Below are 11,270 nucleotides of genomic sequence, written 5' to 3'. Positions count from 1 at the left end.
GTTAGCTTCCCGACGATGGATTTACAGGTTCGAGTGGCTGTGTAGAAGTATTGTTCTGGTTTTGCTGATTGGTATTATTTGCAGGCTTTGATATATTGCTGATCCAGTTGTTGAAGTTGTTGAATGGTGTTGCAATATATTTCCTAAAGAAGTTTGCAAGAATTCTTCCAGGGTTCGTCGTTCGAACATGGTATGTCTTTTTCAGTTCTTCAATGAATTGCTTCTTAATTTCTTCTTTTTTATTATTAATAAGTTCTTCTTTAACCTTGTTATAAATGTCCTTGTCGTCTAAAGTTGCTTTCTTTGCAGGTTTTTTATCAATTAATTGAGCAACCACATAGGAGTTCCCAACTAAAATAGGATCAGTAATTCCACCCTTATTCAATTTTACAACCTCATCAAAAATTTCTGGCTTTTCATCTCTTGAGAAAAATCCAGTTTCGCCATTGTTTTTCTTGGTCGTCTCATCTTGAGAAAACCTTTTAACAGCATCAATAAAACTCATTCCGTTCTTTGTTTGGATAGAGATGCTTCTTGCCGATGTGAATGCATTTTCCTTTGATTTAGCGTCTTTTGGATCGAAATTAAACTGAACAATTCTTACATTTACTTTTTCTGGCTCATCATAAGTTTCTGCAACAGTTTTCTTTCCTAAAATATGAATTATGTGGAAACCGTATTGAGTTTTTACCGGTCCTATAATATCTCCAACATTAACCTTTGTATCAAAAACTGCGTCTTCGAATTCTTTTACCATCTGTCCCTTTGGGAAATATCCGAGATTTTCGTATTTTAATACTTCCTTACCCTTGTTCTTCTCGTTTACCTCTTTTACTTTTGCCTGTGCGTATGTAGCAAAATTGAAGTTCTTATCTTGCGACTTCTTTTCGTTGATTTCTTTATAGATTTCTTCTGCTAATTTTTTTGCATTGTTTACTTCCGAACTGCTTGGATTTCCGGGAAGAAGAACAAGTAGGTGCTCTGCAGAAATTTCTTTAACTGAGTTAAAGTATTGCTTAACTTCTTCGTCTGTAACTTTAATATCTTTATATTTTTCATCAAGCGCTGCCTGCGCAAGTAGTGGTCTTTCAACATAAGGGCCATAAACTTTCTCAAGATACTGCTTATATGCATCGAGCGAGCCATATTGACCATTTACAAGGTCTAAGAAAGTTTTTTCTCCGTTGTTTTTCTTGCCTTGTTCTATTGTTTGGTCTATTTGATCTTGCAAATTCTTTTTATACTGTGCCTCGTCGTACTTTAAATTGTGATCTTTTGCGTATTGTACAAGAAGAGATTCTTCAATTAAATTCTGAAGTATGTTTTGCTTCAATTGTTCTTCCTGTTGCGCAGTTAAAGTCATTCCAAACTGGCTATAAAGATTTCTATAATAATCAAGCTGATTGTTTACTTGATCTATGGTTATAGTTTCTCTACCAACTTTCGCAGCAACATTTCTCTCTGCATATCCCCATACTGCAGAGGCACTTACTAAAACGAGTACTGCTATAAGGATTGAAACAAGGACTTTAACCCAAACAGGGGTATTCCTTTCTTTCTCAATTCTGGGAAGTTTCCCTTCTCGTCTTAATTTTCTAATTTTGCTCTGTCTACCCATTTATATTCACCTCTCATTTTTTAAAATTCCAATCATTTGTATTATACTTATTTTCGTATAATTCATATGCTATATCGAACTCTTCTTTTGTTAACTCGCTTTCTATAATTTCATCCTGTAATACCTCTTCCATTCCCTTTTTTAAAGCAGTTTTTATGTCGTTAAAAGTTACTTCTCTCTTTAATTCGTCGGACAGTGAAGAAATTTTTCTTTTACCAATTTCAACGAGTCTCTTTCTTGTGTCTTCTTCTAACTTAAAGCACTTAAAGATTGCCTCAATATCTACAGAATATAGAATTGAACCGTGTTGCAAAAGTCCTAACTTATTGCGCATCTGGGCAGAACCAACAACCTTTTTGCCGTTCATCAAAATATCCGAAAATGTTGGAGATGCAAAACAAGATGGACTTGAAACTTCTCTATCTTCACTCTGTGAAAAATACGCATTGCCTCCAAGAATTTCAATTGCCTTTATTATGCCTCTTGAAAGAAAATGGAAGGAATCAAGAAGATTCATCTCAAGAATTTTATTCGGGTAAGCAATTGTTATACTATAAGTTAATTCCCTGTCATGAAGGACTGCCCTTCCACCTGTGGGGCGTCTTACAAAATCATACCCCATTTTTTTGAGATTGTCAAAATCAACTTCTTTCTGTGCACTTTGGAAGAACCCGATAGAAAGTGTAGGAGGGACAAATTTATACACCCTCAAGACAGGCGGAGTGTTGTATTTTGCCTGTGCAACAAGTAATGCCTCATCTATTGCCATATTCATGGCACCATTGTTACCATTCGTGTCTATAAATCTATACATGCCTTAAAATTTTATCAGAATTTATGAATTTAAGCAAGATGAAGCAAAATTTGAAAAATGCTGCTTTTAGATTAAAATAAATATACAATATTAAATTGGAGGTTAAGATGGAAATAAAAAGAGTGATTATTTTGGTGCTTGATAGCGTAGGAGCAGGTGAAGCAGAAGATGCAATTGAGTATGGGGATTGGGGTGCTAATACTTTATTGCATACTCTTCAATACAATCCGGATATAAAACTACCCAATCTTGAAAAATTAGGATTAAGGGGTGTAGTCTTTAATGAAAGTGGAGACTATATTGGATCTTACGGAAGGCTTAAAGAAAACTCAAAGGGTAAAGACTCAATAAGTGGTCACTGGGAGATGGCTGGCGTAATTCTAAAGAAAGCATTTCCAACCTACCCAAACGGCTTTCCGAAGGAAGTAATAGAAAAATTTGAAAAATTGACTGGCAAAAAGGCTTTAGGAAATAAACCTGCCTCAGGAACCGAAATTATTAAAGAGTTATATGAAGAGCATAAAAGAACTGGGAACCCTATAGTTTATACTTCTGCAGATTCTGTCTTCCAAATTGCTGCACATAAAGATGTTATACCGCTCGAAGAACTCTACAGAATGTGTGAAATTGCAAGAAATGAAGTTTGTATTGGAGAGCACGAAGTTGCAAGAGTTATTGCAAGACCTTTTATCGGATCACCTGAAACTGGTTTTATAAGAACAGCAGAAAGAAGAGATTACGCAGTAAAGCCTCCTCAAAAAACAGTTCTCGATCTTCTTAAAGAAAAGGGATTGAATGTAGTTGGTATAGGTAAAATTCATGATCTTTTTGCAGGAGTGGGATTAACAGAAAGCATTCACACGGAAAACAATTTAGACGGTTTAGAAAAAACTATTGAAGAAGTATCTAAAGATTACGAAGGCCTTATTTTCACTAACCTTGTAGAATTCGATGCAAACTGGGGACATAGAAGAGATTACAAAGCATATGGTAAAGGTCTTAAGGATGTCGATGATAGATTGCCTATAATACTTGAGAAGATGAAGCCATACGATATGCTTATTATTACTGCAGACCACGGTTGTGATCCAACATTTAAAGCACATACAGATCATACAAGGGAATTTACTCCTCTTATCGTTTATGGTTCTCATGTAAAGCCAAATGTAAACCTTGGATTAAGGGGAAGTATTTCTGATATTTCCGCAACAATCTCAGAGATTTTCAATGTTGAAAGGATAAATGGAACAAGTTTTTTAAACCTTGTTTATAGATGAGCATTGAAAAGTTGAAAAAGCTTCTTTTCCTTGAAGCGAAAAGAGGTTATAAAAATGACTCTGTTATTGGTGGTTTTAGTAAATTTGTTATAGATTATATAGCTAAAACTATTGACTCAAGAAAAGAAGAGCTTACCGCCATCTTCATAGACTACTCGGAAATACCTGAAGAAGAAAGGAAAAGAAGAATTGAAAAAGCTTTGAAAATTTTAGGATCAATAGAAGAAAGCGATACTAATTTTACTAATGATTCCCAAAGTAAGCTCTCGGATTTAAGCGTCGAAGAAAGCGTAAAATTATCAGATTTATTCACGCCTGTTCAATTTGTTAAGGGCGTTGGACCAGAACTCGCAAAGAAGTTTAAAAAGCTTGGTATTATTACTGCTTATGACTTTTTGTTTCACTTTCCAAGAGCTTACCTTGATTTGCGAAATGTTAAAAAGATCTTTTCGTTAAAAAATGGAGAAACGGTACTTCTTAAGATTAAAGTTGTTTCAGTTCAAGAAAGAAAAGGAAAACTTTCTATCGTATCTATTTTAGGAACAGATGGAACAGGTTATATAACAGCCACATGGTTTAATCAGCCATACCTTAAGAACATTTTTAAAGAGGGTATGGAGGTTTTTTTATTTGGAAAAGTACAATTTGCGTACGGAAAATGGGAGATGCCATCACCAGAATATGAAATTTCACAAGAGAGGAAGGAATTGGTACACACTTTGCGCATAATTCCATTATATCCACTCACTGAAGGCTTGACTCAGAAAGTTTTTCGAAACAAAGCCTCAAGTTTCGTAGAAAACACAGGTAAGAGAATATTTGATTATATAGACACTGAAATTTTAAAAAGGAGAAACTTAGTGCCCTTAAATTATGCATTGTCAAATATACACTTTCCAGAGAATTTTGAAGCACTTAAAAATGCGAAGGATCGGCTTATCTTTAATGAACTATTTGAGTTACAGTATATTTTAAGCAAAAGGAAAGCTGCAATTGAAAAAAGTGAAGGTTTTGTTTTTGAAGTAAAAGATGAATATCTAAAAGAATTTACGAGTCTTATTCCTTTTGAACTTACGAACGACCAGAAGAAAGTTATCTCTGAAATAATTAATGATCTCAAGTCAGGTCATCCGATGAATCGTCTATTGCACGGCGATGTAGGTTCTGGTAAAACGGTTGTTGCGCTTTTTTCTATGTTTATAGCGTATAAAAATGGTTTTCAATCAGCAATGATGAGTCCAACAGAAATACTTGCGGAACAAACTTTTAACACAGCCTCAAACATATTTTCAAAAACTCAGATTAAATTAGCACTACTTACTTCAAGCACTAAGGCAGCAGATAGAAGAAAAATCCTTGAAGACCTAAAAAACGGAGCAATTAATATGATCTTTGGAACTCATGCCCTTATAGAGGAAAGTGTTGTTTTTAAAAAACTCGGGCTCGTGGTTGTCGATGAACAGCACCGCTTCGGAGTGCTTCAAAGAGGTTCTCTAAAGGGCAAGGCAGTTATTCCTCATACACTCGTAATGAGTGCAACGCCAATCCCCAGGACGCTTGCACTTACTCTTTACGGAGATCTTGATGTAAGTGAGATTAGAGAAATGCCCAAAGGACGCATACCTGTAATTACAAAGGTTTTTTATAACGAAGAAGACCTTGCATATAAACTTGTAAGAGAAGAACTGGACAAAGGAAATAAGGCGTATGTTGTTTGTCCTTTGATTGAAGACTCTGAAAATTTCGACGCCCAGTCAGTAGAAAAGCTGTACGAAAAACTTTCTAAAACCTATCTAAAAGGGTATAAAATTGCGAAATTACATGGTGCAATGTCTTTCAAAGAGAAAGCTAATGTAATGGAGAGTTTTCGTACTGGAAGAGTTCAAGTTTTGGTTTCGACTACAGTAGTGGAAGTAGGAGTAGATGTTAAAGATGCAACTGTTATTGTTATTGAGGACGCCGATCGGTTTGGTCTTGCTACACTTCACCAGTTAAGGGGAAGAGTAGGAAGGAGCAACTTACAGTCTTATTGTTTACTTATAACTCGTAATCCCTCTAAAGAGGCAATTGAAAGATTGAGTGTGCTTGAAAAAACTAATAATGGCTTTGAGGTTGCTGAATTTGACTTGAAATTAAGAGGACCAGGAGAGCTTCTCGGAACAAAGCAATCAGGATTGCCTGATTTAAAACTTACCACGCTTTTAGGCGAAAGCGATGCAAGGATACTTGAAATAGCAAGGGCTGAAGCAATGAACCTTATAAATGGGAAAATAGATTACGACCCCGAAAGACTTAAAGAGTTTAATAGATTGCTTGCGATAAAATATAAGGAAAAGATTCCTTTAATTGAGGTTGCATGATGAGAATTGTTGCGGGGGAGTTTAAAGGACAAGAAATAATTTCACCGTCGAAAGATATCGAACTTAGACCAACAAGTGACAGAGTTAGAGAAGCTATTTTTGATGTTATACGGTTTGATATTCAGGGTAAAGTTTTTGTTGATCTGTTTGCAGGTTCTGGAGCGGTTGGAATCGAAGCGCTAAGTGAAGGGGCTTTTTTTGTTTATTTCGTTGAAAAAAATCCAAAGGCTTGCAGTATAATTAAGAAAAATATTCTACGCTTTAATTTACAAGATAGGTCAAGGGTTTACATGCAGGATGTTTTTAGGTTTATCGCTTCTCCCAAAGTTGAGAGAGATGTTGATTTCGTATTTCTCGATCCACCATATAAGACACACTTTGCAACAGAGACACTTGAAGCATTAAAAAATTCGCTACTTCTAAAAAAGAATGTTGTTATAATTGCGGAACACTCAGAAGAAGAAAAATTGGGCGATACTTTTGAAGGCAATTTTGTTCTTAAAAAATTTAAAGAAAAAAGGTATGGCAAAATAATTGTTTCTTATTATGTAGTAGAATAATGCCTTAAAATGTAGGTTTAAAAATAATGTGTATCAATAATATGATGCTATAGATAAATAGTCCAGTGAAGAATGGCAAAAGAGAAGAGTTAAGTGGCATTTCATTTTTACCTGTATCGCTGTTTGTTAATAAATTCAACGCTCTAAAATAAATATACGATATGTAAACCTTTTCTCCAAGGTTTCCTAAAGATAGAATAGCGCTTATAATTACAAATATGCTTCCTTCTAAAAAATAGATATTCAACAATCTTACTAATTGAAATTTACCAAGTATAAGTAATACCAAAAATGTAATAGAAGTTACAATAACTGCAACTAAAAAGCTTGAAAGCAAGAACTTTAATATTTGTTTAATCATCAAATTTTATTATAATAGGTTGTTAATTTTTTGCAAGGAAATATCAAATGAGAGAAATATTTTTAAAAAAAGAAAGCCTTAGCAATGCAATAAAGATATTTATAGACAACCTTAAAAAGAGAGAAGTTTATAGAAACCTTAAAGAGGAAGAAATTTCTGTTTATGATAGCCTCGGTAGAATAACTTCAAGACCTGTTGTAGCAAAAATTTCAAATCCGTTTTTTAACGCTTCGGCTGTTGACGGTTTTGCACTAAAATCAAAATTGACTACATATGCAACGATTAATAATCCTAAGATTTTCGAAATAGGAAAAGACGCAATTCCCGTAAACACGGGTGATCCTATAAAATTTCCTTTTGATTGTGTTGTAATGATAGAAGATGTTGAGGTCAATGGTGATACTTTAAAAGTTTTTTCTCCGCTTCATCTTTACGAGAATGTCCGAGTGATTGGAGAAGATTTCGCAAAAGGAGAGATAATTGTTCCCGTTTATGAAAGAATAACACCCGCTCATATTGGCGTTTTAATCTCATCTTACAATGAGAAGATTTTTGTATTTGAAAAGCCAAAAGTATTTGTAATTCCAACTGGCGAAGAAGTAAAGAGATTAGGAGAAACTTTAAATATTGGTGATGTTATCGATTCAAATTCTTATATGATTTCTTCAATATTGGAAGAGTACGGCGCTTACGTAAAAATTTCAGATAAGGTGCTCCCAAACGATTTTCAAATCCTAAGGAATGTAATTAGTGATGCTTCTAAAGATTACCACATTATTGTTGTAATTGGTGGATCTGCGAAGGGGAGTAAAGATCTTATAACCAAGGTGTTTGAGAGTTTTGCTCCAGTTCTTTTCCATGGTCTTACAATCCAGCCAGGAAAGCCCTTAGTTATTGGATTTAACGGAAATGTTCCTCTCATTGGGCTTCCAGGCTTCCCGGTATCTTCTTTTATTGATGCAAAAATTTTCTTGAAAGTTGCAATCGAATCTTTCACTGGTGTTTCTCTTGAGCAGCCAAAGGAAATTAACGCAACTTTAAAGAGGGATATTCCATCTTCACTTGGCGTAGAAGAGTTTATTCGTGTGAAGGTTACAAAAATTGGAGATGAGATTGTTTGTGTACCTTTAAAGAGAGGAGCTGCAAACCTAACCTCTGTTGCAAATGCGGACGGTATTTTTAGAATTAAAGAGGAAGAAGAGGGCATTGAGGCTAATACACAAATAAAAGTTGATTTGTTGAGGAGCCCTGATTATGTTTTAGAACAATTGTTGTTTATTGGAAGTAATGATCCTCTCCTCGAATTTCTTTTAAATAGCATTCGCAAGCGAAATCCTGAGTTTAAATTTGGAATTATAAATGTTGGAAGTTTAGGAGGACTTTTATCTTTTGATAGAGGAGAAACAATCATCACCTCAATTCACCTTTTTGATGGGGAAACTCGAACATACAACACACCATTTTTAAAAAAATATTTGAAAGATGGCACTTATGTTCGCTTTCATTTAGTTAACAGGAATCAAGGTATCATATTAAAGAAAGGAAATCCAAAAAATATCAATTCATTAAAGGATCTTGAAAGAGAAGATGTAAAGTTTGTTAACAGGCAAAAAGGCTCTGGAACAAGAGTGTTTTTTGACTATCTTATTGATATTAATGGCATCGATAGGCGCAAGATAAACGGATATGACCTTGAAGAAACAACTCACTTAGGTGTTGCAAATGCTATTAACGAAGGCATAGCAGATTGTGGTATTGGAATTGAATATGTAGCAAGATTGTTTGACCTTGATTTTATAACATTAGGAGAAGAGGAATATGAACTTATTATAAGAAGGGATTATTTCAAAAGTGAAATGATACAGATGATTTTAAATGAAGTTAAAAATGAAAACCTTGAAGATATTTTGAATGATTTTCCAGGTTACAAGTTGATAGGTTTGGCGAAGGAGGATTTACCATGAGAAAGAAATTAAATCCTAATGTAATTATCCTGGGACTTGCAAGTTTCTTTACTGACATTTCTACAGAAATGATTACAAAAGTGCTTCCATTGTTCCTTGAGTCCATAGGAGCAGGTGGGGCTTTCATTGGAGTTATAGAGGGGCTTGCAGAGACAATTGCTTCCCTTCTTAAGGTATTTTCCGGATATATTTCCGATAAGTTACGAAATAGGAAGTGGTTAACCATATTTGGTTATGCAGAATCAACTCTTGCAAAGGCTTTGCTTCTTTTTGTGAATAGCCCAGTGGGAGTTCTTATAGTTAGGGCTTTAGAGCGAATAGGAAAGGGAATAAGAACTGCGCCAAGAGATGCACTTATTGCATCTTATACTGATGATACAAACAGGGGCTTTTATTTTGGTTTTCATAGGGCACTTGATACATTTGGCGCTGCAGCGGGACCGCTTTTGGGTTTCTGGGTTTTAGAAAAATTTGGGAAAACAAATTATAGAGAAATATTCAAAATTGCGTTAATTCCTGCGGTAATTGCTGTTATAATTCTTTTCTTTGTCCAGGAAAAAAAGTTGAACACTGAAATAAAAAAGAGTAGTAGTTTCATATCAAATGCAAAACTTGGAAAACGCTTCTATATGTTCCTTTTTACTATTCTTATATTTACTCTTGGAAATAGTTCGGATGCTTTCATTACAATGTATGCAAACAATCTTGGAGTTATAGCAACGACAATACTCCTTATGTGGGCATTACACAGTTTGGTTTACGCTTTGTTATCTACACCATTAGGTGCCCTTTCTGATAAGATCGGAAGAAAAACTACTTTAATAATAGGAATGGGTGTATACGGAATAAGTTATCTACTTTTTGCATTAACTAAAAATGCGAATTTTTTGTGGTTTGTATTCATTTTATACGCAGTCTATTATGCAATGTCAGAGGGAATACAAAAGGCATTTGTTTCTGACCTTGTAACAGATGACGAAGTAAGAGGGACGGCTTTTGGTATTTATAATTTTGCAGTAGGCATAATGGCTTTCCCAGCCTCATTAATTGCGGGAGTACTCTATCAATACATTGCACCAAGCGCTCCGTTTTACTTCGGGGGGGTACTTGCACTTATTGCAGGAGTATTAGTGCTCTTTGTTTAGGGCAATTTTCTTTATTAAGTAATACCCGACAACTTCAAAAAGAATTATACTTGCAATAGCAACTGCGAAAACTAAGCCACCAAAAATAGATAGATAGTCTCTTGTAAGATATGCAAAGTAGGCACTAAATATCGATTGAGGAAGCATAGAAATAAGCAAGTCTGAAAAACTTTCCAGATCTATTAATTTTGTGGATTGAACAAAAAATGTGCCTGCACTTTTTCCAATGAAGCGAATTAATAAGATTACAAGCCCTGCAAATAGATAATGCTCTATCTTTGGTAAGCCAACATAAGCGACTGAAAAGATAATAAATAAGGTATAAAAAAGTTGGTCAAACTCTCGTAAAGATAGCCTTACTTTTTTTACTACCTCAAATTTTGAGCTAAGCGTGAAAACAATTCCACTGATGAGTGCAACAACTATTGAATGTAAATTTAAATATTCTGAAAGTCCTACCACAAGCAAAATAAATGCAAAAGAACTAATTACCTGAGGGAGTTTATTATAAGCAAATTTGAAAAATTTGTGTATAACATACCCAAGAAAAATTCCCAAAATTATAGACAGAAGTACTTCTTCAAGAGTGCCTCTTAAGACAAGATAGAAATTTTGCTGCAAAACGTAATTAAACCTGAGAAGTGGAAAAGAAATAAAGAAGAAAATTTCGCCTATTAGATCATCGATAACAATCATAGTTCCGATTTGTATTTTTAAAGAAGATTCAATGGGCATATTTTTAAGAAGCGAAATTGCAATGTCAGATCCAGTTACCATCCAAATGGTCGATATAACGATGCTTTCAAGAAAGCCAATATTAAAAATGGTCTGCATTACAAGGAAAATTATCGAAAAAGTTAAAGTAGATTGAAGAAGTGAAGCAAGTATGATTTTCTTGTTTCTGTGTAAATAAATTATTTCCAAGCCAGTTTCAAAAAGAAGCAAAGAAACAGAAATTTCAAGTATTATTTGAAAAAACAAATTGTACTTTGTTACCAAATTTCTTACAAATGGAATCAAAGAGATTCCAATCCCCAAAACTATAAGTCCGGTTATAGTAGGAAAGTCAGATTTTGAAACGAAGTAGGAAGCAATAATTCCGCCAATTATTGAAAGTGAAATAAAAATTATTAGTTCTCCCATAACCTATTAAATATTATTTCTTTGAATT

General features: G+C 34.3%; 8 protein-coding genes. 5 read left to right on the top strand and 3 right to left on the bottom strand.

Features of this window, described 5'->3' with window-relative positions:
- Position 1: 1 nt before the first annotated feature.
- On the bottom strand, positions 2 to 1,618 hold the full coding sequence (locus tag JHC30_01490; protein ID MCI4462828.1) for a peptidylprolyl isomerase: 1,617 nt from the start codon (positions 1,616 to 1,618) through the stop codon (positions 2 to 4).
- A 13-nt stretch (positions 1,619 to 1,631) separates the two neighbouring features.
- On the bottom strand, positions 1,632 to 2,432 hold the full coding sequence (locus tag JHC30_01485) for a lipoate--protein ligase family protein (protein MCI4462827.1): 801 nt from the start codon (positions 2,430 to 2,432) through the stop codon (positions 1,632 to 1,634).
- A 107-nt stretch (positions 2,433 to 2,539) separates the two neighbouring features.
- On the opposite strand from JHC30_01485, the gene JHC30_01480 reads away from it, so the two are divergent.
- From JHC30_01480 to JHC30_01460, 5 genes are all read left to right on the top strand, one after another.
- Entirely contained in the window at positions 2,540 to 3,709 is a 1,170-nt protein-coding gene (locus JHC30_01480; protein ID MCI4462826.1) for a phosphopentomutase, read from the top strand.
- Positions 3,710 to 3,720: 11 nt separating this feature from the next.
- The gene (gene recG, locus JHC30_01475) at positions 3,721 to 6,069 is read left to right on the top strand and encodes an ATP-dependent DNA helicase RecG (GenBank protein MCI4462825.1); all 2,349 of its coding nucleotides are present in this window, start codon (positions 3,721 to 3,723) and stop codon (positions 6,067 to 6,069) included.
- Positions 6,069 to 6,629 (top strand): 16S rRNA (guanine(966)-N(2))-methyltransferase RsmD, encoded by a 561-nt coding sequence (gene rsmD / locus JHC30_01470; GenBank protein ID MCI4462824.1) that lies wholly within the window; start codon positions 6,069 to 6,071, stop codon positions 6,627 to 6,629. The genes recG and rsmD overlap by 1 nt, the downstream gene beginning before the upstream one ends.
- Before the next feature lie 408 nt (positions 6,630 to 7,037).
- A complete protein-coding gene (locus JHC30_01465) occupies positions 7,038 to 8,954 on the top strand; it encodes a molybdopterin biosynthesis protein (GenBank protein ID MCI4462823.1) in 1,917 nt (638 codons plus the stop codon).
- Positions 8,951 to 10,099, top strand: a complete 1,149-nt coding sequence (locus JHC30_01460; protein MCI4462822.1) for an MFS transporter — start codon at positions 8,951 to 8,953, stop codon at positions 10,097 to 10,099. The genes JHC30_01465 and JHC30_01460 overlap by 4 nt, the downstream gene beginning before the upstream one ends.
- Here JHC30_01460 and JHC30_01455 read toward each other — a convergent pair.
- Positions 10,082 to 11,242: a cation:proton antiporter gene (locus JHC30_01455; protein ID MCI4462821.1), complete on the bottom strand. Its 1,161-nt coding sequence runs from the start codon at positions 11,240 to 11,242 to the stop codon at positions 10,082 to 10,084. The genes JHC30_01460 and JHC30_01455 overlap by 18 nt on opposite strands.
- Between the last annotated feature and the right edge of the window lie 28 nt (positions 11,243 to 11,270).

Source organism: Caldisericum sp. (genome assembly GCA_022759145.1).
Taxonomy (GTDB): domain Bacteria; phylum Caldisericota; class Caldisericia; order Caldisericales; family Caldisericaceae; genus Caldisericum.
Note: the sequence above shows the minus strand (reverse complement) of the source record. Positions and strands in the feature narration are given on the sequence as shown.